The 22,118-nt window shown below is 63.6% G+C and carries 27 protein-coding genes; 13 read left to right on the forward strand and 14 right to left on the reverse strand.

The features are described 5' to 3' along the window. Window positions 1–228: 228 nt before the first annotated feature. Both NNX38_RS10325 and NNX38_RS10330 read right to left on the reverse strand, forming a co-directional pair. Window positions 229–534, reverse strand: a complete 306-nt coding sequence (locus tag NNX38_RS10325; RefSeq protein ID WP_255797904.1) for an EthD family reductase — start codon at window positions 532–534, stop codon at window positions 229–231. Between the two features lie 60 nt (window positions 535–594). Further along, window positions 595–2,010 (reverse strand): NAD(P)/FAD-dependent oxidoreductase, encoded by a 1,416-nt coding sequence (locus tag NNX38_RS10330; RefSeq protein WP_255798168.1) that lies wholly within the window; start codon window positions 2,008–2,010, stop codon window positions 595–597. Window positions 2,011–2,184: 174 nt separating this feature from the next. On the opposite strand from NNX38_RS10330, the gene NNX38_RS10335 reads away from it, so the two are divergent. The 3 genes from NNX38_RS10335 to NNX38_RS10345 are packed head-to-tail and all read left to right on the forward strand — an operon-like array spanning window position 2,185 to window position 3,827. Continuing rightward, complete coding sequence (locus NNX38_RS10335; protein ID WP_255797905.1) at window positions 2,185–3,240, forward strand: IS30 family transposase; 1,056 nt, start codon at window positions 2,185–2,187, stop codon at window positions 3,238–3,240. A gap of 4 nt (window positions 3,241–3,244) precedes the next feature. Next, a complete protein-coding gene (locus NNX38_RS10340) occupies window positions 3,245–3,427 on the forward strand; it encodes a hypothetical protein (RefSeq protein ID WP_255797906.1) in 183 nt (60 codons plus the stop codon). Between the two features lie 46 nt (window positions 3,428–3,473). After that, window positions 3,474–3,827, forward strand: coding sequence for an iron chaperone (locus NNX38_RS10345; protein ID WP_229965962.1), 354 nt, complete (start codon window positions 3,474–3,476; stop codon window positions 3,825–3,827). A gap of 45 nt (window positions 3,828–3,872) precedes the next feature. Here NNX38_RS10345 and NNX38_RS10350 read toward each other — a convergent pair whose 3' ends face one another. Both NNX38_RS10350 and NNX38_RS10355 read right to left on the reverse strand, forming a co-directional pair. Further along, the gene (locus NNX38_RS10350) at window positions 3,873–4,181 is read right to left on the reverse strand and encodes a hypothetical protein (RefSeq protein WP_255797907.1); all 309 of its coding nucleotides are present in this window, start codon (window positions 4,179–4,181) and stop codon (window positions 3,873–3,875) included. A gap of 149 nt (window positions 4,182–4,330) precedes the next feature. Then, window positions 4,331–4,837: a GrpB family protein gene (locus NNX38_RS10355; RefSeq protein ID WP_255797908.1), complete on the reverse strand. Its 507-nt coding sequence runs from the start codon at window positions 4,835–4,837 to the stop codon at window positions 4,331–4,333. Between the two features lie 349 nt (window positions 4,838–5,186). Between NNX38_RS10355 and NNX38_RS10360 the strand changes: the two genes are divergently transcribed. Further along, a complete protein-coding gene (locus NNX38_RS10360) occupies window positions 5,187–5,915 on the forward strand; it encodes a tyrosine-protein phosphatase (RefSeq protein ID WP_255798169.1) in 729 nt (242 codons plus the stop codon). A 170-nt stretch (window positions 5,916–6,085) separates the two neighbouring features. Then, complete coding sequence (locus NNX38_RS10365) at window positions 6,086–6,676, forward strand: recombinase family protein (RefSeq protein ID WP_255797909.1); 591 nt, start codon at window positions 6,086–6,088, stop codon at window positions 6,674–6,676. Window positions 6,677–6,732: 56 nt separating this feature from the next. Here the strand turns inward: NNX38_RS10365 and NNX38_RS10370 are convergent, their stop codons facing one another. Continuing rightward, on the reverse strand, window positions 6,733–7,296 hold the full coding sequence (locus NNX38_RS10370; protein ID WP_255797910.1) for a hypothetical protein: 564 nt from the start codon (window positions 7,294–7,296) through the stop codon (window positions 6,733–6,735). Between the two features lie 56 nt (window positions 7,297–7,352). Next, window positions 7,353–8,108: an alpha/beta fold hydrolase gene (locus tag NNX38_RS10375; RefSeq protein WP_255797911.1), complete on the reverse strand. Its 756-nt coding sequence runs from the start codon at window positions 8,106–8,108 to the stop codon at window positions 7,353–7,355. 145 nt (window positions 8,109–8,253) lie between these two features. On the opposite strand from NNX38_RS10375, the gene NNX38_RS10380 reads away from it, so the two are divergent. After that, window positions 8,254–8,826, forward strand: a complete 573-nt coding sequence (locus NNX38_RS10380) for a TetR/AcrR family transcriptional regulator (protein ID WP_255797912.1) — start codon at window positions 8,254–8,256, stop codon at window positions 8,824–8,826. A 66-nt stretch (window positions 8,827–8,892) separates the two neighbouring features. On the opposite strand, the gene NNX38_RS10385 is transcribed toward NNX38_RS10380, so the two are convergent. Beyond that, window positions 8,893–9,975, reverse strand: a complete 1,083-nt coding sequence (locus NNX38_RS10385) for an NAD(P)-dependent alcohol dehydrogenase (protein ID WP_255797913.1) — start codon at window positions 9,973–9,975, stop codon at window positions 8,893–8,895. A gap of 329 nt (window positions 9,976–10,304) precedes the next feature. Here NNX38_RS10385 and NNX38_RS10390 point away from each other — a divergent pair, with 329 nt between their 5' ends. Together NNX38_RS10390 and NNX38_RS10395 are read left to right on the forward strand one after the other, a co-directional pair. Next, entirely contained in the window at window positions 10,305–11,921 is a 1,617-nt protein-coding gene (locus NNX38_RS10390; RefSeq protein WP_255797914.1) for a carboxylesterase/lipase family protein, read from the forward strand. A gap of 10 nt (window positions 11,922–11,931) precedes the next feature. After that, window positions 11,932–12,078: a hypothetical protein gene (locus tag NNX38_RS10395; RefSeq protein ID WP_255797915.1), complete on the forward strand. Its 147-nt coding sequence runs from the start codon at window positions 11,932–11,934 to the stop codon at window positions 12,076–12,078. A gap of 5 nt (window positions 12,079–12,083) precedes the next feature. On the opposite strand, the gene NNX38_RS10400 is transcribed toward NNX38_RS10395, so the two are convergent. Together NNX38_RS10400 and NNX38_RS10405 are read right to left on the reverse strand one after the other, a co-directional pair. Continuing rightward, window positions 12,084–13,673 carry an ABC transporter permease gene (locus NNX38_RS10400; protein ID WP_255797916.1) on the reverse strand — a complete coding sequence of 530 codons (1,590 nt, stop codon included), beginning with the start codon at window positions 13,671–13,673 and terminating at the stop codon, window positions 12,084–12,086. Then, window positions 13,670–14,581 (reverse strand): ABC transporter ATP-binding protein, encoded by a 912-nt coding sequence (locus tag NNX38_RS10405; RefSeq protein ID WP_255797917.1) that lies wholly within the window; start codon window positions 14,579–14,581, stop codon window positions 13,670–13,672. The genes NNX38_RS10400 and NNX38_RS10405 overlap by 4 nt, the downstream gene beginning before the upstream one ends. Window positions 14,582–14,660: 79 nt before the next feature. Here NNX38_RS10405 and NNX38_RS10410 point away from each other — a divergent pair, with 79 nt between their 5' ends. Continuing rightward, complete coding sequence (locus NNX38_RS10410) at window positions 14,661–15,428, forward strand: SDR family NAD(P)-dependent oxidoreductase (RefSeq protein WP_255797918.1); 768 nt, start codon at window positions 14,661–14,663, stop codon at window positions 15,426–15,428. Between the two features lie 21 nt (window positions 15,429–15,449). Here the strand turns inward: NNX38_RS10410 and NNX38_RS10415 are convergent, their stop codons facing one another. Both NNX38_RS10415 and NNX38_RS10420 read right to left on the reverse strand, forming a co-directional pair. Further along, entirely contained in the window at window positions 15,450–15,917 is a 468-nt protein-coding gene (locus NNX38_RS10415) for a hypothetical protein (protein WP_255797919.1), read from the reverse strand. 161 nt (window positions 15,918–16,078) lie between these two features. Further along, the gene (locus NNX38_RS10420; protein WP_255797920.1) at window positions 16,079–16,939 is read right to left on the reverse strand and encodes an alpha/beta fold hydrolase; all 861 of its coding nucleotides are present in this window, start codon (window positions 16,937–16,939) and stop codon (window positions 16,079–16,081) included. A 115-nt stretch (window positions 16,940–17,054) separates the two neighbouring features. Between NNX38_RS10420 and NNX38_RS10425 the strand changes: the two genes are divergently transcribed. From NNX38_RS10425 to NNX38_RS10440, 4 genes are all read left to right on the forward strand, one after another. Further along, window positions 17,055–17,564: a CGNR zinc finger domain-containing protein gene (locus NNX38_RS10425; RefSeq protein ID WP_255797921.1), complete on the forward strand. Its 510-nt coding sequence runs from the start codon at window positions 17,055–17,057 to the stop codon at window positions 17,562–17,564. Window positions 17,565–17,644: 80 nt separating this feature from the next. Beyond that, the gene (locus NNX38_RS10430; RefSeq protein ID WP_255797922.1) at window positions 17,645–18,493 is read left to right on the forward strand and encodes a phosphotransferase; all 849 of its coding nucleotides are present in this window, start codon (window positions 17,645–17,647) and stop codon (window positions 18,491–18,493) included. 3 nt (window positions 18,494–18,496) lie between these two features. Further along, complete coding sequence (locus tag NNX38_RS10435) at window positions 18,497–19,171, forward strand: hypothetical protein (RefSeq protein ID WP_255797923.1); 675 nt, start codon at window positions 18,497–18,499, stop codon at window positions 19,169–19,171. A 74-nt stretch (window positions 19,172–19,245) separates the two neighbouring features. Continuing rightward, the gene (locus tag NNX38_RS10440) at window positions 19,246–19,773 is read left to right on the forward strand and encodes a GNAT family N-acetyltransferase (protein WP_255797924.1); all 528 of its coding nucleotides are present in this window, start codon (window positions 19,246–19,248) and stop codon (window positions 19,771–19,773) included. Here the strand turns inward: NNX38_RS10440 and NNX38_RS10445 are convergent. From NNX38_RS10445 to NNX38_RS10455, 3 genes are all read right to left on the reverse strand, one after another. Then, the gene (locus NNX38_RS10445; protein ID WP_255797925.1) at window positions 19,757–20,335 is read right to left on the reverse strand and encodes a DUF1349 domain-containing protein; all 579 of its coding nucleotides are present in this window, start codon (window positions 20,333–20,335) and stop codon (window positions 19,757–19,759) included. The two genes, NNX38_RS10440 and NNX38_RS10445, sit on opposite strands and share 17 nt — an antisense overlap. Window positions 20,336–20,477: 142 nt before the next feature. After that, window positions 20,478–21,317 (reverse strand): hypothetical protein, encoded by an 840-nt coding sequence (locus NNX38_RS10450; RefSeq protein ID WP_255797926.1) that lies wholly within the window; start codon window positions 21,315–21,317, stop codon window positions 20,478–20,480. Next, a complete protein-coding gene (locus NNX38_RS10455) occupies window positions 21,314–21,790 on the reverse strand; it encodes a sigma-70 family RNA polymerase sigma factor (protein WP_255797927.1) in 477 nt (158 codons plus the stop codon). The genes NNX38_RS10450 and NNX38_RS10455 overlap by 4 nt, the downstream gene beginning before the upstream one ends. Window positions 21,791–22,118 lie beyond the last annotated feature (328 nt).

Raw genomic sequence — 22,118 nt, forward strand, 5'->3', positions numbered from 1 at the left:
GGTCACCACACTAGGCGCCTGCACCTCTGGCGGCCCTCCCAGCATTTCTGATTCCCCCTGTTTCGCAACAGGGGACGCCCGCATCGGGGCCGCGCAAACGCTTGAGCCGCACACTCCAACACCCGGCCGGACAGTCGCCGATAAGCGCCGATGCCCGTGTTCCGGTGAGGGAACACGGGCATCGGTACCAAGCGGATAGGGGGTCAAGGCGGGCAAACCGTGCCCCGCCTAGCTCTCTTCCACCTCCGAGAACAGGGCGATGAAGGTGGTCCCGGTGGCCTTCAGCTGACCGAAGAGGTCCGCGGCCGCAGGTGTTGTTACGGCAGCCGAGGCGTCCTCGTAGCTGTCGAAGTACAGGTCAAGCGTCCGGTGGGCAGGCGTGGGTGAGCCGTTTTCCTTCGGCCAGACCTTGCCGGCCTCGTAACGGCGCAGCTTCGAGAGCTGCTTGGCGCTGTCCGCGATGCCTTTGTAGGCGGTCTCAAACGCGTCGGGGTCGGCGGGGTTGTCGATGACGAACGTGATCTTGGTGGGCATAGGGGTCTTTCCTTTCGGGGGTGCGGATGGTTGAAGTTTCCGGGCACGTGGGACCCTTGTCTACCGTGCCGCGGTCTCCAGGAGCCGGAGCCAGACTTCACTGATCGTGGGATACGCCGGAACCGCATGCCAAAGCCGGTCGAGCGGTACTTCCCCGGCGATCGCAATGGTTGCCGCGTGCACCAGCTCGGTCACGTCAGGTCCGACGGCGGTGAACCCGACAATCGTGTTGGTGTCCTCATTGATGAGGATGCCTGCGCGGCCGGTATAGCCGTCGGCATGCAGTGAGGCGCCGGCAACGGATCCAAGGTCGTATTCCACGGAACGGACCCGGATCCCGGCGTCGACGGCGCCGGCCAGGGTGAGGCCGGCGGAGGCAATCTCGGGGTCGGTGAAGATGACCTGCGGAACTGCCCGGAGGTCGGCGGTCGCCGCATGACGCCCCCAGGGGAAGTCCTCGACGGGGGCGCCTGTTGCCCGTGCCACAATCGCGTCTCCCGCAGCCCGGGCCTGGTACTTCCCCTGGTGGGTGAGCAGCGCACGACCGTTGACGTCGCCCGCGGCGTAAAGCCAGCCGCCGTCGGGCACGGTGCCGTCGGGGCCGATCACCCGCAGCGTCTCATCCACGCTCAGCCAGCCGGAGGCCGCGAGCCCGAGGTGTTCAAGCCCGAGGTCGCCGGTGTTGGGCCTGCGTCCCGTGGCAACCAGGACCTCGTCGGCGTCGATACTCCCGCCGCCGGCCAGGGTTACGTGCACGGTGCCGCGCGCGTCGCGGGTCACCTCGCTCGGGCTTGCACCGATCAGCACCCGCACTCCAGCGCTTTCCAAGGAGGCGACGACGTGCTCGGCGGCGTACGGCTCGACCCGCGGCAGGACGCCGTCGCGCGCGATGAGCGTCACCGCGGCGCCCAGCGCGCTGAAGGCGGTCGCCATTTCCGTGCCGACGACGCCGCCGCCGATGATCGCGAGCCGCTCCGGGATTTTCTTCACGGACACCGCTTCACGGCTGGTCCACGGGGCAGCGTCCGCCAGTCCCGGGATCGGCGGCAGCGCCGCGCTGCTGCCGGTGGCGATGACGACGGCGTGCCGTGCCGTGATCGTGCTGACCGTGCCGTCCCGGCCGGTGACTTCCACGGTCCGCGGGGCACTGATCCGCCCGTGCCCGCGGACCAGGGTGATGCCGGCCTGTTGGAGCCACGCCACCTGGCCCTCGTCGTCCCAGTTCGAGGCGAACCGGTCCCGGCGGGCCAGCACCGCATCGACGTCGAGCCTGCCGGTTACTGCCGCGGCGGCACCGGGCAGCTGCCGGACCGCGCGGAGTGCGGCCGCGTCCCGCAGCAGCGCCTTGGTAGGCATGCATGCCCAGTAGGAGCACTCGCCGCCCACCAGCTCGGATTCGACAATCACCGCACTGAGGCCGCCGGCAACTAGCCGGTCCGCAACGTTCTCCCCCACCGTACCGGCGCCGATAACAATAACGTCGGTGGTCTCAACCGGTCAACGCACCGCCCGTGATCGGATATGAAAGTGATGGGAATGGTGCGTGATTATGGGTTTACTGCTGAGCAGCAGGATCAGCTGTGGGAATACTGGCGACGTGGAGACTCTCTACGGTCGATCGCTAGGAACCTGGGTACGAATACTCAGCGGGTGAGGAACTTCCTGCTGCAGTCCGGTGGTATTCGGTTGCCGGCATCGAAGCGCAGTGACCGGCACCTGTCGATGGCTGACAGGGAGGAAATATCCCGGGGTATCGCCGCCGGCCACTCAGCCGCCGTCATCGCTGAAAGCTTGGGGCGTGCGGCCTCAACGGTCTCGAGGGAGATCCGCCGCAATGGCGGGCGTGAGAACTACCGTGCTGTGAGTGCTGATCAGCGCGCGGTGTTGCTGGCGAAGCGGCCAAAGCCGCAGCGGCTGGATGTGAACCATATGCTGCTCATCGTGGTGGCCTTCAAGCTGGGGCAGGACTGGTCACCGGAGCAGATTTCCCAGTGGCTACGCCGCACGTACCCGGAGGATGCCTCGATGCGGTTGTCGCACGAAGCGATCTACCGGTCCATCTACATCGCTGAGCGCAAAGCCCTCGCGCGATGCCTGGTCCGGCCGTCGCATCATCTGCGGTCGGGACGCACGATGCGCATTCCAAGGGCCCCTCGGGTAAGCAACAGGGGACGCCTGAAGAAAATGGTCTCCATCCACCGCCGCCCAACTGACATCGAACAACGGACTGAGATCGGTCATTGGGAGGGCGATTTGGTGATGGGTGCACGCCCATCTGCTATCGCAACCCTCGTTGATCGCAAGACCCGGTATGTCCGGCTGGTACAGCTGCCCAATGGAATCAAAGCCGACGTCGTCCGGACCGCCCTGACATCAACCTTCCGCGGGCTACCGGCTGAGCAACGGCTGTCCCTGACCTGGGACCGGGGACGCGAGCTGGCTGAGCATCAGGAGCTCACGGCCGAGCTGGGCCTGCCCGTATACTTCTGCGATAAACGCAGCCCCTGCCAACGCGGAACGAACGAAAACACCAACAGGCTCCTACGCCAATATCTACCCAAGAACGGTGACCTTCGTCAGTTCAGCCAGCAGGACCTCAATGAGATAGCAGACAGGATCAACACAAGACCACGAAAGGTACTGGACTGGGCAACCTCCTCAGATGCGTTCAACCCCTCAGCAAGGGCCCCTGCTCCAGTCCTATAAAAGGATGGTTATCCGCTTCGTAGCGGAGCCTGCGGGCCTCGACGCTCAGAAGCTGACGCCCGTGGAAACGGCCGACCTGATCCAGCAGGTTGCAGAGCTCTATCCGGCCCAGCGGAGACGCCTTGATCACGTGATCTGGCGCCATGTTTACGGGCGGGATACGGTCAAGGCCGATGAGTTGGTCTAGCATCGCTACTGTTGCGAGACGAGGTCTCATGGTTGAAGAATGGCGGATGACCATCTCCGACCATGACACGTACATCGCTGCGGCTCCGGAACAGTTCCGCCCACTGCTGACCACGTTGCGTGCTCAGCTCGCGCGTACCCTGCCGGACGCGGAAGAGGTCATTGAGTACAACATGCCGGGGTTCCGAATTGGACGATCGATTGTCGCCAGTTACGCCGCCTTCAGTAAGCAATGCGGCCTTTATCTCGCCCCAGGCGCCATCACCGCTCATGCCGAAGACATCGCCGCCGCCGGGCTGAAGGCCACCAAAACCGGCATCAAATTTCCCGTGAACAAACCCATCCCTGACGACCTCGTCGAACAGCTCGCCCTAACCTCGCGGAAGGACGTTGGGCTGTAACGCTGTGGACGATCCTTCTGCGGGACATCTGTGGTGTCGGGGCCGCTACTCGTCGTATTCCACGTCAGCGAAGGCTTTGACCTCTGATCGAAGTTGCTCCGCGATACTGGCACCCTCAGCCTTCCATTCACGTTCCTTGGCGCGTGAACTCCAACCGTTTTCATAAAGGTTCTCGGCATCCCAGGCGTCGTACCAAGCGCGAAGTCGGTCAGTTAGGGTTTCTGACAGCCCGAAGTCTGCCGGCTCCATTGTGTATTTGCTCGGGTGGCCGGGGGTGCTGTTCTCCCAAAGTGGCCACCGGTGCCCGTAGTCAGGAAACAGGCGGATGACTCGACGGGCGGGGTCGTCTGGCATGACCAAATACTAGCCCCAAGCGGGCATCCTAATGCCGGCCTTCCGGTGTTGATCGGACTGCCTGTAAGCCGATCCTCCACCGCTCGCCCTCGTCGTCCGCAGGATCAACGTGGTCATTTCTTCCCGGAACAGCTGGGTTGATTGAGTAATTAGCTTTTCTCGGAGGCACTACCAGACAGCAAGTTGGAAACAACAGAGGTCTTGGACTGCGTGTAGTCATCCCAGTTTCTTGCTGCTTTCGCGGCGCCGACCTTGGTATGAAGGTATTCAGCACGGGCGCTTTCGTCGGACCTGAGTAGATCACGAAAGCTAATGCGCCTGCGCCACGGCAGGCTTTCGTATTCCACTACATGAACAATGTAGGTACGGGATGATCTGGAAGGATGACTAAGCCAACAATGGTGATCGCGTTCACCTTCAAGATCGAACCCGATCGTGGCGAGATGCTGTGAAACGCTGCTGACTCTATCTGCTTCGACACCAACAAGGATGTCCACAACATCCTTGGCAGGAAGATCAGGCACGGCAGTGGAACCAATGTGCTCCAGATGGACACCGTGGACCTGTTGACGGATCTTGTCCATCATTTCAGCCGCCATTCCCGTCCATTCGGAGTAGCGGCTCGGAACGAGGAAAACAGGTTGATCGGGTGTCATGGAGTCATCTTTGCATAGGCCCCATCCTGGCTGCTGCAGGCGCTGTAGAACAAGCTTCACCCAGTGCTTAGCGGATCCTCCAGTGGTCAGCGGCGAAGCAGGCGTTATGGCTCACCGCTGACGTCGCATTCAGCCTAGTCAACTGCCTTGGATGGCCGCGGTTTAACGACGGTCAAGGGCGCTAGACGTAACGAGGGATCCAGCTGCCTGAACAATCAACGGCATGGAAGGATCGTTTTCGTGCCAACAATCCATTTTTTATCTCGCTGTTTGTTCCCGGTAAGGCTTGGGGCCATCCATGTATGCTCGTCACCAATCTAGCGCTGCTTTGAAGGGGATAAATGTGACGATGAAGTTGGACTGGTCCGGGCTGGTCAATGCCAGAGATCTTGGTGGAATCCCGCTGGAGGGCGGCGGTTACACAGTTGCAGGGGCTTTTGCGCGCTCGGACCATCCCCTGATGCTTACGCCGACAGGGTGGGAACAACTGGCCTCTTACGGTATTCGCACGATCGTTTCTCTGGAGACAGGAGGCCTGGAAGGAGAAGCCGCCCTACGTGCAAACCGCCCCGTTGAAGTCCCTGAGGGCATATCGGCGGAGCTGCTTCGCTTGCCGATCGAAGACGGATCCGACGACGACTTTATGGAACGGTGGGCGCGTACAGGCCTTTGGGCAACCCCCCTGTATTTCAAAGACGCCCTGGAACGCTGGCCCGATCTGTACGGCTCCGCCCTGAATGCATTTGCTGACGCAGAGCGGCCAGTTCTTTTGCACTGCGGTCGTGGCCACGACAGGACGGGCATCATGTCGCTGCTCCTGCTCACCCTCGCCGGCGCCACAGCAGAAGGAATTGCAGAGGACTATCTTCTCAGCGCCCGCAATCTCCAAGCGCGCGAACCAGGCGCCGCGGAAAAACTGGATACTGCCCTACAACGGGCCGACACAACGGCCCTAGAAAGCATCCAGGCTGCGATGGCTGTGGTCACCGACGACTGGTTGGGTGCAGCCGGCGTCATGGAGGAAGTACCAGCGATCATCAAATCGTCCTTGCTCGGAGCTGAGACGCAGTCCTTTTAATAGAAGGGCCGCTACCGACCGTTCTATGGAGTGAAGCACCGTAGAACGGTCCCTCACCGTGCTCTTATGCGCTCCAGCACAGCTTCATATATCCATTGACATCGCCGATGTACGCAAGACCAGTACGGTGAAATGCACGGTGAGGGCACCTTATCTGAAACACTGTCCGGGTGAAGATTGGATATGCACGCGTCTCGACCAACGAACAAGACCTCACCTCTCAGCGGGACGGTTTGGCGGTCCTCGGAGTTGACCCCGAGAACATCTATGTCGATCACGGACTCACTGGGACAAACCGCACGCGGCCAGGATTGCGTGAGGCCATGGCTGCCGTCAGATCCGGGGACACTCTGGTTGTTACCAAACTCGACCGACTCGCGCGCTCCCTTCCTGACGCACGCGACATTGCCGACGAGCTCACACGCAAGGGCGTATCACTGAGCCTGGGTGCCAGCGTCTACGACCCCACGGATCCCGTTGGGCGTCTTCTCTTTAACGTCCTCGGCATGGTCGCTGAATTCGAGGCCGATCTCATTCGCATGAGGACCCGTGAGGGCATGGCCGTCGCCAAAGCCAAGGGGCGGCTGCGGGGGAAGACGCCGAAGCTATCTGCTTCACAGCGCCGGCACTTACTCGAGCTGCACGACAAAGGCGAGCACACCCAGGCCGAACTCGCTGAACTATTCTCAGTCTCTCGAACGACGATCTACCGTGAAGTGCAGCGACGAGCAATCGCGGCCATGCCACAGCCCCGTCAATAAAATTGGTTTGACCACGGTGCATTGACCGGTTGAGACCACCTCCGTAACGGTCCCGGTCATCGTGTGCCGGCCTTCGCAAGACGCTGCAGCCGGATCGCGGAGAGGAGGAAGAACACGCCGCCGAGGGTGGCGTATCCCGCGACACCGGTGAGGGCCGCTGCGGAAGTGTCGGACATCAGAATGAATCCGGTGCCGGCGAGGCTGGAGATGCCGCCGCTGAGAATCATCGGCCACTGCCCGCCCAGCCGCAGGCGGGAAATGGCAACGGCGAGCTGGACGGCGCCCGCGGTAATAGCCCAGACACCCCAGACAACCAGCACGGCGGGCACCCCCGAGGTGACGGCCACACCGAGGGCGACGGCGGTCAGCAGGCTAAGCGCCATATTCACCAGGAGCAGCGGGCCGGGACGGGTGGCGCGGGAGGCGCGGTGGTCGACGACGGCGGCCGCGACGTCGAACAGCGGGTAGAGGATGAGCAGGGCGATGCTGAGGGGTCCGAGGGTGGAGGCGGTCAGGGCAATGAGGACTGCCCAGACGATGGCGAATCCGAAGCGGACGAAGTACAGCTTCCGTAGGACCGGTGAGATCGCCGGTGGGGTCTGGGTGGTTGATGTGGTCATGATGTTCCGTTCTGTTTGAAGTGTTTGAAAGCGGGAAGGGGGTGTCTGGTGAGGGGTCATCGGACGGTTACCGCCGACGTCGCGGCCTGGAGAATGAGACCCGCGACGGTCGAGGGACGACTGACCATGACGGCATGGGAGGCCTCGACCTCTATGACGGCCGCGTCGGTCCGGCGGGCCATCATCCGCTGCACCTCCGGGTCGATGGCCCGATCCGCCGTGGTGACGAGTACATAGGCCGGCACGGTGCGGAAGGCCTCCCGGCTGATCGGTTCCGCTACCGCACGGACGTTTGCAGGACGCTGGACGATGCCGAGGACACCAGCCGTGCGCTGGTCGACGTCGGCCGCAAAGGCTGCGCGGAAACCCTCCGGGCTGATGTGCACCTCAGGCCCGCTTGGTGTTTCGACTGTCACCAAGGGCAGCGGGGTCGATGATTGTGCGGCCAGCTGGCCGACCGTCTCCCCCGCGATCGGGATAAATGCCGCGACGTAGACGAGGGCCTGCACGTCCACGGTACTCGTATCGATGTTCGTGATGACTGCACCGCCGTACCAATGGCCGACGAGCACCACGGGACCCTCGATCGCTGCCAGGTAGCTGGCCAGGTAGGCCGTGTCATGCTCCACGCCGCGCAGCGGGTTCGCAACGGCCCGGACCGGGAATCCGGCATGCAGGAGTTCGTTGATCACCGGCTCCCAGCTGGAGGAATCGGCCCACGCGCCGTGCACAAGCACGATGGTCGGCAATCCCTGGTTTTCGCCGGCGTCGGAATCAGTAGTGGTTCCCAGTCGAGATGAACTGTTCAACATTTCACATGTCCTTTCGTAGTAGTTGAAGCCGTCCGGCGTCCGTACGGACAGCGGACGGCCCGCTGGTAGAATGACTAGTCACTCTACTTCGAAGGACTGTAATCTGGATCATGGAGACACGCAAGGGCAACCGGAAGGAAATCTCATGGCGGAGGCTGTGAAGGTATCGATGAGGGAACGTCTCGTCGAAGCCGCGACTGAGCTGTTCTATGCCGAGGGGCTTCGAGCGGTCAGCGTCGACAAGGTGATCGACCGTGCCGGAACGACGAAAGTGACCTTCTACCGGCATTTCAAAAGCAAGGATGACCTGGTGGTGGCCCATCTGGAACGCCGGGCAAAGATCGAGCGTGAGGGAATCGGCGCTGCAATGGAACACGCCGGCGGGGATGCCGACAAAACCTTGCAACTAATCGCGAACCAATTAGGCACTATGTCCTGTGAGCCCGGATTCCGCGGGTGTCCCTTCATCAACGCCGCAGCCGAATACCCGGACCCCGCCAGCGCAGTCCGTAAAACCATCAGGGACCACCGCGAATGGTGCAAGGCCGCGTTCGCTGAAATCGCCCGTCCCCTGGCTCCCGCCGATCCGAAGGCGGCAGCCGAGGATCTGATGCTTCTTCGCGACGGAGCGATGGTTGCCGGCTACCTTGACGACGACGGCGACGCCCTCGCCGCTTCCTTCCTGCGCAGCTGCCGGGCGGTCGTCAACGCCGGCTGACTGCGGGTAGATCCAGGAGCGTCGAAGGCGGCCAGCCGCGAACGTGTGCGGCAGCTCGTTGCCCGCCTAGATCGCCGGAAGTGTGGCCGTGTCGATGACGAAGCGGTACCGTACGTCGGATGCGAGCACACGTTCGTAGGCATCGTTGATGGCGTCGGCGGCTATGAGCTCAATTTCGGGTGCGATGCTGTGCTCGGCGCAGAAGTCCAGCATGTCCTGGGTCTCACGGATACTGCCGATACCAGTGCCGGCGAACGAGCGCCGGTTGCTGCACAGCGTGTACACCTGTACCGGCAGTACCTCCGTCGGCGCACCGATGTTCACCATGGTTCCGTCGAGGCCGAGCAGCATGAGGTAGGCATCCACGTCGATCTTGGCACTCACCGTGTTGATGATGAGATCAAAGGTGTTGGCGAGGGTTTCGAATGTAGCCGGGTCGCTCGTGGCGTAGTAGGAGTCAGCACCGAACCGCAGCCCGTCCTCCTGCTTACTAAGCGAGTGCGAGAGAACCGTGGTTTCCGCTCCCATGGCATGTGAAATCTTTACGGCCATGTGACCGAGCCCGCCCATCCCAATGACGGCTACCTTCTTGCCTGGGCCGGCATTCCAGTGCGCCAGTGGTGAATAGGTCGTAATGCCGGCGCACAAGAGGGGCGCGGCCGCTTCGTACGGGATGCTCTGCGGAACACTCAGCACGAAGTCCTCCACCACGACGATATGCGTGGAGTACCCGCCCTGTGTGATGGTGCCGTCGCGGTCCACGGCGCCGTAGGTAGCGGTGTTGCCGTTGAGGCAGTACTGCTCTGCACCTGCGCGGCAATTGGCGCATTCACGGCAGGAGTTGACGAGGCACCCCACGCCGACGCGGTCGCCGACTTGGTGCTGCGTGACGTCTGCACCAATCTCGCTGACAACCCCGACGATCTCGTGGCCCACCGTCAACGGGTACTGCACCGGCCCCCAGTCACCCCGGACAGTGTGGATGTCTGAGTGGCAGATCCCCACGTAGGCGATCTCGATAAGTACGTCTTTCGCGCCAACGCTGCGTCGTTCAATCGTGGTAGCGACAAGCGGGTCGGTGGGCGATATCGCGGCGTAGGCACTCACGGTCCGAGTCGGACGAGTCGCAATCTGAACTGGTGAAACCATGGTGGGCTCCTAAAAACAGGCTATCTTTCGTAGCGGTTTAGCGGTTCAGGACTCCGTTCGGCACGGACACAATTGCCGTCCTGCAGCGTGCAGGCTCCGGATTTGTGAGTCGTGAATCTACTTAGCCCTCAGAGTGTTAGCCAGTGCCCCCGCGGTCGGGGGCACTGGCAGAGCCCCCCTTTGCCTACAGGTCCACGCTTTTACCCATTCCACAACAGGTAAGGGCCCATATCCCGGAAGTACATATGCAACTAGATGAAACGCTTGATCCGCGCACTTCAACACTCAATACTCGGCCGGACATTCGTCGATGAGTGAGGTATCCAATGATGATTACCAAAAGAGTGCGCGCATGGTCAGCGGCCGGAATAGCGGTTGGCCTGACGGCGACCGGCACGGCATTTGCCAGCTCCCCCGCTGCGCACGATGCCAACGAAGACTACCGGGCCCACTACCCCGTCGTCTCGACCGACAAGGGCGAGGTGCAGGGGGAAGCGACGTCGATGGTCACCTCGTTCAAAGGCATCCCCTATGCCGCTCCCCCGGTCGGCGACCTGCGCTGGAAGGCCCCGGCCGACGTCGAGCCGTGGGAAGGCGTGCTGGACGCCACGCAATTCGGGGGCTCATGCACCCAGGGCACCGGATGGGACCCGGGCTATGACCAGCCCACACTGAACGAGGACTGTCTGTACCTCAACGTGTACCGGCCGAGCGAGCCGTCGTCGAAAAAGCTGCCGGTATTCGTGTGGAACCACGGTGGAGGCAATGTCGCCGGCGCCGGCCGCGACACCGACCCGAACAAGTTCATCACCAAGAGCGAGGCGGTGTTCGTCACCATCAACTACCGCGTGGGTGCGATGGGCTGGCTCGACACCACCGGGCTGGAAGCGGACAACCCGGACGGTGCGGCAGGCAACTTCGGCCTGCTCGACCAGCAGGCCGCACTGACCTGGATCCAGGAGAACATCGGAAGGTTCGGCGGTGACGCACGGAATGTCACCCTCGCCGGCCAGTCAGCCGGGGCGTCGAATACCTGCGCACAGCTCGCCTCCCCCGGAGCCGACGGCTTGTTCGACCAGGCGATCCTGCAAAGTGGCGGGTGTTCGGCCCGCACGCCCCAGGTGGCACGCGCGTCCGGCGCCCAGTTCGCGGCGGAGATCGGCTGCCCCGACCCGGCAACCGAACTCGCCTGCCTCCGGGCGAAGTCACCGGCCGAGGTGCTCGCCGCCCAGACGGTGGTGCGGCAGAGCGGCGCGGTTCACGGCAACGCCGTCCTCCCGTCCGACCCGCTCGAGCTGTTGAAGGCCGGCCGGCTCACGAGGCTTCCGGTGATTGTGGGCGGTACGGCGGATGAGTCGCAGCAGAGCGTCTTTGCCGCCTACGACTACGTTGGCAATCCGATCACCGAAGAGATGCTCGCCGATCTGATCGCCACCACGTATCCGAACGATGCTGCGCAGGTGGCGGCGGCCTACCCTGCCGCCAACTATCCCTCACCCACCGTTGCGTGGGGAGATGTGCAGAGCGATCAGCGTGCCTGCCGCGACCAGACCCTGCGGGACCGGATGGCCGCCGACACCAGGACATATGCCTACGAGTTTGCGGAGAAGGACGGGCCGGCGTTCACCTCCATCTGGCGGCTCGGCACCGACTACCCGTTCGGCGCCACCCACGTCAATGACCTTGGCTACCTGTGGGATTACCTCGGCACCGCGCTGCCGTTCAGCACCGAACAGGTACAGCTCTCGGACCAGATGATCAGCTACTGGTCCAGCTTCGCCGACGAAGGACGTCCGGATGTGAACTTCGCTCCGGAGTGGCCGCGCTACCGCCCGCAGGGAGAGATGCTGCAATTCGTTGCCCCCAGCGCCCAAGTGGTCAGTCATGCAACGGTCGATGCCGAGCACGGGTGTGAACTGTGGGACCGGGTGAGCCCGGCACCTTAGTATTTCGTTCATGACCAGCGCGGCCAGCAGCCCCTCCGGTACCACCCGGCTGCTGGCCGTCGCTATTCTCGCCACCTTCGTGGCGTTCCCCGGCGGGTCCATCGCCACCGCGGTTCCGCTCTTCATTGGGCGACGCCGGGGACGGCCTGGACTGTAGCGCGGCTACCCATCGAGGTCGCGACGGCGAAAACCAGTGAAACCGATCAGCAGGAACACAGCAGTGACGGCGGAGATTCCCACCAACCCGCCCCACCCGGCGTCGTCGACGGAAACGTTGGGAACGTGCCAGAACGGACTGATCGCCAGTACCCAGTCCCAGAGCCTGAACGTCGGGCCCAGCAACGTGAGCACGAAGGAAATAAACACACCAGCCCAGGACGCGATTAGCACCTGCGGCCGCGCACCGACGACCGCCACCGAAACGGCGGTGGCCGTCCATACGGCCGGAACCGTCACCACGGCCTGCAGCAGAACCTTGCCGGCGTCGATGCCCAGGTCCCCAGAGGCCAGCGCCGTGATGATGGCTCCAGCGAGAAGCAGGTAGATGGTTGGTGTGGCCAATGCGAGCATGACGTTTGCTGTGAAGTAACGGGAGCGCGGAACGGCGGCGGCCAGAACGGGTTCCAGCCGGCCCTCCAGTTCCTCGATCCGCACCTTCTGCAGGATCTGTACGCCGGGAATGGCGGCGAGAATACCGACCAGGCTCAGGATCGTCACCAGGAAGGCCGGCGCGAGGGCATCCGGTGTGGCTGCACCGGAAGCGAGAACCGAGGCGGCTGCGCTGTCACCGCTCAGGATGTCCTTAAAGGAGCGGGCAAAAAACCCGAAGACCACCCCGATAATCATGAATGCAACGGTCCACGTCAGGAGCGGGGCGCGGTTCAGCCGGACCACCAGGCTCCACGGAGTTCCAACCCTGCCCCGGGCGGGGCCGGGTCCGGGGACGATTGCCCCCTGCCCGAAGTCGCGCCGCGACTGCAGCAGGAAGGCTATAGCGAGCAGGACCAGAGTAAGAGCCATTGCGGGGATCAGCGGCCACCAGTGGTTGCCGCTGGCCGGTCGGGTTTCCGTCATCCAACTCAACGGATTTATCCAGGACGTCCAGTCCGGTGCCTCCACCGAATACAAGAAGCCGCGCAGCAGGAACAGCGCACCGAAGGTACCCACAGCCAGCGAGTTGGCCGTCCGCGCATCGGATCCTAACTGCGCGGTCACGGCGGCGACCGCAGCGAACATCCAACCGGTGGCAGTGAACGTTGCTCCCAGCAGCAGGGACGCATTCCAGCCGCCGCCGCACCAGGAAGTGACGACTCCGGCGACGCCTCCCAGAGCCACCGAGCCGATCAGGGCCAGGCTCACTCCCGCCAGCAGACGGCTGCTCCGGCCCAGGACACCGGATGCCAGAAGCTCGGCCTGTCCGGAGTCCTCCTGGCCCCGGCTGGACCGGGTGACGGTGAAAATCGATCCGAGTGCGGCGAGGAAACCGCCCAGGGCGAGGCTGCGCCAAGCGTTGAAACCGTCGTCGGTGCTCAGATCGTAGGCCGGCCCGAAGATCAGGCCCAGTGCCGGGTTGGAGCCAATGGCAAGGGCTAGTCCGAGGCGGTCCTGCTGGGTCGGAAAGACCCATGGGTAGACGAGCACGGAGGACGCTGAGAGCGCCGTCGCGATCATGATCCACGGTACAAAGCTACGTCCGTCGAACCGGACAGTAGCGCGCAGCAGGGGCCGGGTACCTGTCAGGGCGTTGCTCATGGGCGCGCCCGTGTGGAGGGGGTGTCATCGTCATACAGCCGCAGGAAGAGGCTCTCCAGCGAGGGCGGTTCAACGGTCAGCGATGTGATGCCGAACGGAGTGAGTGCTGCCATTGCCTCACCCACCCGTGCGGACTCCACCACAGCCGTGAGTTTGCCGCCGTCCAGGTGCACGTCCTCGAATGCGGCCAGCTGGCCGGGCTGTGGGTCACGTTCCAAAGTGGCGTGGACGGCGGCGGTGGTATGCCCGCGAAGCTGGGCCAGTGTGCCTTCCTCCACGATCCGTCCGTCCCGGATAATGCTCACCCGGTCCGCGAGGGTTTCGACTTCGGCGAGGATGTGGCTGCTGAGCAGCACCGTGGTGCCCCGTTGCTTTGCCTCACCGATCACTTCCTGGAAGACGTTCTCCATCAGCGGGTCCAGACCGCTGGTTGGCTCATCGAGGATCAGGAGCTCGACGTCGGAGGCCAGGGCGGCGACGATGGCTACCTTTTGCCGGTTACCTTTGGAGTACTGGCGGCCCCGCTTCGCGGGATCCAGTTCAAACCGCTGGATCAGTTCCGCCCGCCGCCCCTCGTCCAGCCCGCCGCGGAGCGATCCCAGCAGGTCGATGGCCTCGCCGCCGGTCATGCCCGGCCATAACGCGACATCGCCCGGCACATAGGCAAGCCGCCGGTGCAGCGGCACGGCCTCCCGCCACGGATCCTTTCCCAGGACATGCAGGTCTCCGGCGTCGGCCTTCAACAGCCCCAAGAGCACGCGGATAGTTGTTGACTTCCCGGCACCGTTTGGCCCAAGAAAACCGTGCACCTGCCCACGCTGAACCTGTAGGTCCAGCCCGTTCAGAGCCTGGAATCTCCCGAAAGCCTTCTCCAGCCCGTGAACACTGATGACCATCTCCGCGCTCATAGCCTCCCCGTTCTCTGTCCATCCCTACAGCTAGTGTGCTGGCAAATCCGCCATGGAAGCTCCGCGTTACGCTCATGCGATGGACTCAGCAGCGTATCTTCGTGATCTCTTCGGCGTGCATGGCCGCGTGGCACTCGTGACGGGAGGAAGTTCGGGTATTGGCAAAGCGATAGCACTCGCACTCAGCGCAGCGGGTGCACACGTACTCATCGCGGCCCGGACCGCAGCGGCGATCGACGCGACAGTAACGGAAATACGCGAAGCGGGAGGCTCCGCCGACGGCGTCGTCGTGGACCTCTCAACCCGCAAGGGAGCACACCTTCTTGCCGATGCTGCCGGTGACGTCGACATCCTGGTCAACTCAGCCGGTATCAATCTCCGCCCCCTAATGCCCGAGCTCGACGAAGCCACCTGGGATGAGACCATGCGAGTCAACCTTGAGGCGCCGTTCATCCTCGGTCAGCGTCTCGCGCCCGGAATGGCAGAACGCGGTTTCGGCCGGATCATTCACATCAGCTCTCAGCAGGCACATCGGGCATTCGCGTCAAGCGGTGCCTACGGAGTATCGAAAGCAGGAATCGAGGCTTTGGCCCGATCGCAATCCGAGGCCTGGGCACCCTACGGTGTCACCGCAAACGTATTGGTGCCGGGCTTCGTGGAAACCCCCTTGAACAAGCGGCTCAGCTCGGATCCAGCAGCCGTCCAAGCTCTGGCCCGGCGCACACTCGTCGGGCGAAATGGCCTGCCCGAGGACTTCGCAGGCGCGGCTGTGTTCCTGGCCAGCGCTGCGTCGGCTTACGTCGTCGGGCAGTTGATCACCGTCGATGGAGGATTTTCGGTCCACTAATGCTTTTTGAAGGTGGAAGTACTAGCCGGCGGCCTTATAGGGCTCGCACCGGGTCTGGAGTTCCGTGGCGGCCGCGGTCCAGACCGCGGCGTTAAACATCCACGCCCTGGAAGGATCCTCGGCCTGCATAATGACGTTCTCAGTGGCCGAAGACAGCTCTTTCAGCAAGGGGGCCATGTCTGCGGACGCATTCTCGGTTATGGCGAGGACTTCTTCGTGGAGCGGACGTGCATCCGCCGCGCTCATCTCGACGCCGCTGGTCCCGCCGCCGATCCTCACAACGGAAATCATCCGGTTCAGCGGTCCCTGACCGTCTGCCCCCAGGAGCTTGAGACAGGACTGCTCTTCCGTATCCTCAGCCACTGTTTCCTTGGAGGGCTCCGCAGACGCCGGAGGCGAAGAGGGCTTGGCTTCCACCTCCGCGTTGGCCGCACTGCAGCCGGTGACAAGCAGCAGGGCCAGGACAGGGACTGCGGCAGCTTTTCTCATGGTTCTTTCCCCCGGGAATCGTAGACGGTGGTGCCAACCTAGCGGCTAACCGCCCGCCCGGCCAAGCGGCGGCAGTGCGCCTCGCCGACGACGGCGGCCCGGCGCTCTCTGGGTGAGGCGCCGAAGGTCCCGCCGTCGTCGTCGTGCCGCGGCGCTGCCGGCTAGAACCCGGACCGCCAGTCAAGGATGATGTCCGCAACCTCGTCGAGGTGTGACTCCAGGAGGAAGTGGCCGCCGTCGAGAAGTTCCACGCGCGCCTTGGCGACGTCCTGGAGGAATGCCGATGCCCCGGCCGGGCCGAAGATTTCGTCATTCCGCCCCCACACGGCAAGCACCGGAACCTGGGCGGAACGCAGCCATTCATGGAGCGCCGGATACAGTGCCCGGTTGGTGTGGTAGTCACCGAAGAGCGCCAGCTGGGCCTCGTCGACGCCGGGGCGGGCCAGGAGCGCCAGATCGTGCTCCCAGGCGTCCGGGTCCACGGTAGTGGGATCCGGAACGCCGTGCTTGTACTGCCACTCGACTGCCTCCCGGCCCAAAGCCGGACGCAGGGCCGCCTTGTTTTCCGGCGAAGGGTCCGCACCGTAGGCCCAGATGGGAGCCCAGAAGTCGGGCACAAACCCCTCTTCGTAGGCGTTGCCGTTCTGCGAAATCACCCCTTCCACCGCTGCCGGGTTGGCCAGCGCCAGCCGCCAGGCGATGGGGGCGCCGTAGTCCTGGGTGTAGACCGTGTAGGCGTCCACGCCGAGTTCCGCCAGGAAAGCACGCGTCACCTCGGCCAGTCCGTCGAATGTGTACGTAAACTCCTCGACTGACGGCGCCGACGAGCGGCCGAAGCCTATATGGTCCGGGGCGATCACCCGGTATTGTTCGGCGAGCCTGGGGATGAGGTGGCGGAACATGTGCGAGCTTGTGGGATATCCGTGCAGGAGTAGCAGCACCGGGGCGTCCACGGGGCCGGCTTCGCGGTAAAACACGTCTAGGCCGTTGAAGGAAACGGTTCGGTGATGGACGGCAACCATGGACTAACCCCTATCAATCGTTTTAATGGTTATGGGAAGGTACCATGGAAACCGTGCCGTGGACCCGCGTGAACCGGGAAAGCGTGCCATGCACCATCCGCGTGAAAGGAACCCGATGCTAGAGGATGAAGACCTGCTGCTCGCGCTGCTGAACAGCACACCCGTTGTCGCGGGCCGTCCCACGGATGAACTCGCGGGCGCATCCGGCGTCGAGTTCGTTGCACGCTACGGAGGCACGGGCTCTCCAGCCGAGCTTGAACATCTTCGACGGATGCGGGAGTGCCTGCAGGACGCTGTCCGGGGATCCGGGGACGCACTGTCCCGCCTTTCAACAGTGCTGGGCGACGGCGCCCTCGTCCCCCGGGTCACTCCGCAGGGACTCCGCTGGGAAGTCCGGGCTCCGGAGGACGAGCGGCTAGCCTTCCGCGTGGCGCTTGCCTGGTCCCGTGTGATCCAGGAGTTTCCCGGCCGTCTGCGTCCCTGCGCCAACAACGAATGCAACCTCTTCCTCATCGACAGGAGCAGGCCGGGCACCGCCAAGTGGTGTTCCATGGCAGTGTGCGGCAACCGGATGAAGGCCCGCACGCATGCCGGCCGCCAGCGGGCGGCAGCAGAGCGGCCGTAACGGGGCTGATTGTGAGTCGGATGGGGTCCGGATCAGCGTAGCGTCCCAGGACCGTTTGACCATCCTGTTAGGTTCTGACCATGGGGACAATCGAGAGCCGCACACTGCATGCCCTCGTGGATGCCGCCATTGACGGGCTGCCCCCGGGGACACAAGCAGCGCCCCGGTCGATTGTGGACATAGGGTCGGCACATATCGTGGTGCTGCTGGACGGCGCCGCCGCCGTTCGGATCGGACGGGGCCCGGGCACGGCGGCCGCCATGCGGAAGCGGCAGCAGCTGGTGGACAGCATTCCGAAGTCGGTCGGCTTACTGCTCCCCTGGTCCTTGGGACCAGTCGTGGAGCTCGGTGGGTTTTCGGCTGTCGCCACCCGGCTGATCCCCGGCGGACCCTGCCCGCCAGGCGAAGGCGACCCCGGCCAGCTCCGAAACCTGCTCAACTCCGTATCCTCCATTGCCACTGAGCCGCTCGAAGGATTGCTGACCGAACCCCTGGCCTTCTGCGGAGGATCGGACTGGTATCGGATCCAATGCGAAGAGGTTCTGCCGCGTCTCGCTCAGGACGTTCGGGTGCGGGCCGCTGATGCGGTCTCCGCCTTGGCGAACCTCGACCCGGTCCGCGAGGTGTTCGCCCACGGTGACCTCGGAGGACACAACGTGTTCTGGGAAGGGAACCGCATAGTCGGCGTAGTGGATTGGGATCTGGCGTCCCGGAGCGACCGCTCCACAGATCTCGCCTGCATCGGTGTCTGGAACGGGTGGGACAAGCTGCCGCTGATCGCCGGCTCCTCGGAAGTGGGCCGTGCTGTCATCCGGCGGAACACCTTCCGGCTGCAGCAAGTCGCGTTCGCTGTACTGAACCGTCGGCCGGCGGACGAGATTGAGCAGGCGGTCACCCGGGCAAACACCTGGCTCCGGGAAAGGCTGTAACCGGTGGACTCCAACGAACCTCGCTACCGGACAGTTGCGTTGCGAGTTGTTGTGCCCGGTGCCTGCCTGCTGCTTGGGCTCGCGCTTGTCCTGCCATCTGCCACCGGGTGGATCCTCGTCGTCGGTTCCCGCATCGTCAGCCCCTGGCCGGCGGCCGCCGCGCTGCTGCTGGCCTCCGTGGCGATTCGGTGGCTCGGCTCTCGGAACGGAGCCGGCGACCGCAAGAATCCCCGGTTGCACTCCCCCGTTCCGGCACTGCTGGCGGCCGCCGTCGCGGGGGTCGGAATCGCCGTCGGATCGCTGCTCGATGCAGGGACCGAGAGCCTCATTCTGGACCCCCAGGGACCGGAGGGCTGCCGCGCCGCAGTGCGGGAGTCCGCTTTCCTCATGTCAGGAAGCGGCAAGGTTTACGCGGTCGGCAGCCACGGAATCGGCAGGCTGGCCGGTGAGTGGAACACCGACGACGGCTACCGGCCCATCGAGGCCGGCGACTACACCTTGGTTTGGAGCGCCATCGGCGGGCAGCTCACCGTCGACGGCGCCTCCACCCCCAACGGGTATCGGCTGGTCGAAGCAAGCGAATACACCGTGCAGCTGGACGCCGACGGCAACGAGCTCAGCGGTTACGTACCCGTGGGACCGACAGAGTTTGAGCAGCAGCCGGTCGCCTGCCGGTAAAGCCCGCCTGTCCGGGCTGGTTCAGCTAAAGAATCTCCTAGCGCAAATAGCCTTCTCATTGTTGACTAATGCCTATGCCAGCCGTTGAAATCCGCCGAGCCACCGAAAATGACGCCCACGACCTCGCGCGGGTCCATGTCCAAGCATGGAAATGGGCCTACCGCGGATTGATGCCCGATTCCCTCCTCGATGGACTGGACGTTGAGCGAAGGGCTGCGGGCTGGAAGCGAATGATTTACGAAGGGCGGGTGCCTCAACCGCATCTGGCCGTGATCGGCTCGAAGGTCGCGGGGTTCTCCCACGCAAATACCAGCGGCGACGACGACGCCGATCCTCACGTCGGAGAGGTCACGGCCCTCTACCTCCTGGAGGAATATGTCGGTACGGGAGTCGGGCGCCACTTGTGGGAGGCGGCGCTTGACCAGTTACGCGAAAGCGGACACACCGCTTTGTCCGTGTGGGTGCTGGATTCAAATCTGCGCGGAAGGAATTTCTACGAACGAATGGGAATGGTCCCGGACGGAACAACTAAACAAGAGCTGATTGGGGATTCAACGCTGACGGAAGTTCGCTACCGCTCACCGTTCAGGGATGCAGATTGATCCCGTCTGAGGGTGCAATGCTGAAGTCCGTAAACCGCACGTTTAACCCGCCGCGTTCCGGAGAGCATGCCATCAGCCCTACCTGGCAACGACTCTCCAGGGGAAGGTAGCCCAGCCGCAGACTGCTCCACTGCCCATCCAAGCCGCCGCGTTCCAGGTACTGCACATGGACCGCGGTGGCCTGCCGGGTCAGCCTCAGGGTTATCTCGTCCTGGGTTGTGCCGAGAGGACGCAGAGACCAGTCCGAAGTGCCGTTGGTAATCACCGTGCTGAGCTGAAGCGCGCCGTCGCTGTTCTCAACTCCGGTCTTCAGCCAGGTTCGCTCATCGGTCCGAAGCATCAGTCCCGCCTGATCATAGAGCGTGGTGAAATCGCCCGAAAACGTCGCGGTGGCCACAAAGTCACCCGTTACTTCCGTGTAGAAGAAATGTCCGGTGTCGCGGATGAATCCGTAGTGGGTTTCTCGCCAGAAATCCGTGGAGGCAGCAGTTTCCAAAGTCAGCGAGTCCCCGCTGACTTTCCAACTGGCCGGCTCGTTCAGCCACGACATGTTCTCGAACATATTCATCCATTTCTTGGTGCAGGCGTGGAAAGGATACGACGAAGCATAATCGGCGCAAGGAAGATGAGGACGCCGAGGGCAGCCACGGCAACCATCGCGCCGCGCAGCCCTGCCGCGTCCGGTACCCGTACGGCGGTACTCCTCAGGGGCTTGTGGGTTCGGCGTCGTGCAGGACCGTCCCGTCACGAAGGGTGATGGTGTAGGCGAGGTCAGGTGCGGGCCCGCCGTTGCCCTCAAGCTCGGAACCGAACGCGGTTCCCGGCCACCAGGCCACGTACCGGCCGTCTTCGAGGGAGGCCTGGACCTGCTGCCCATCGGCCGTGTGAATGGTTACGCCGACAACGTTGTCCCCGATATGGCCCTGGGTGAGGGAAACCGTAGGCCGGGGCCGGCTGATCAGCGTCCTGCGGTCGTTGTATTCGGTGATGGGACCCTGAGTGAACTGATCCCCGACGGGCACTGCACCTTTTCCGCCGCTGCCCGAGGTTGCGACGTCGTCCGCCCGGCCGCTGCCTACCGGCACATGCGCCAGACAGTCCGCGGAGGTATCGTTCGCTCCGGCGTAAAGGAGCACTACCCACTCCCCCCGGCGCTCGGCGATATCGAGTGACGGAGAGTCGATGTTCAGGCCCTGCTCGCGGCATGCCTTTTCCGTGGTGGCCAGGTCTGCCTCGGTCAGGGTCTCAGGCACGGGGGTCCAGGAAGCGTAAGCATTTTCGGCGCTAAGCAGGTTCGGGGCCAGTACGACGGCGGCCGCCAGGACAGCGACGACAGCGGGTACCGCTATCCAGCGGGCGTGCCGGTGCTTCCCGTGAGGTGCCGACTCGATCCGTTCGGCTGTTGCTCCCGCCCCGGCCGAGGGATCGGTGGCAAGGATCTGCTGCAGTCCCGTCTCGTACCGCCGTCGGGATTCGCCGTCCGGTGCGGAACGTGGTGCCGGGTCCAGCGTGCGCAGGGCCCTTAGATAGGTATCGGGTTTCATATCAATTCCTCCAAGGTCGAGTAGTCCGGCGCCCGGTGCCGAAGGGCACGGTGCAGGGACTGGCGTGCGCGGTGGAGACGGATACGGTAGGCGGCCGCAGAAATTCCCAGTACGCGGCCGGCCTGCGGAGAGGTCAGGTTTTCCCACACTGCGAGCGACAGCACTTCCCGGTCCTCGGGCCGGACCCTGCTCCAAGCGGCCGCCAAGTCCACTTGGAGGGCAACCAAGTCGTCCTCCGGATCGATGAATTCCGGGATATGGGAGGCTATCCGAACCTCAAGGGCACCTTGGCGCGCACGGGAACGCTGATCGTTGAGCAGACAGTTGCGGGCCGTGCCGTACAGCCATGCCCGCGCATCCCCTGGCTCCCGAGGCAGGTCATCCAGCCGGCGCCATGCTGCCATGAAGGCTTCGTGGGTTACGTCTTCGGCCCGGTGCGGTTCGGTCCGGCGCTGCACAACGCAGGACGTCACCGTATGTTGTCGCGTAGAGCGCGGCGAAGCGGGCCTCGCGTTCCTTAGAGCTTCGTGTTGTCCCCATACCTCTACATGTCCGGCTCGGTGCCAAGTGTTACTAACCAGAGAAGATCACTGGATCGTACAGTGCCGGTGACGGATGGCAGTCTCTGCCACACGCCAGGTTAAGACCGACATCCCCGGCCGCCTCGGCACTCTTGACAGCGGCATACCTGTAAAGCGAATTAGACATGTAAAGCAAGCTGTACATCCGAGGAGGCCGGCAATGTCTGTTGAGCAAACCCGCACAAATTGGGGATATGCCAAGTTCGGAACCGGCCGCGTA

Source organism: Arthrobacter sp. zg-Y238 (assembly GCF_024385525.1).
GTDB lineage: Bacteria > Actinomycetota > Actinomycetes > Actinomycetales > Micrococcaceae > Arthrobacter_B > Arthrobacter_B jinronghuae.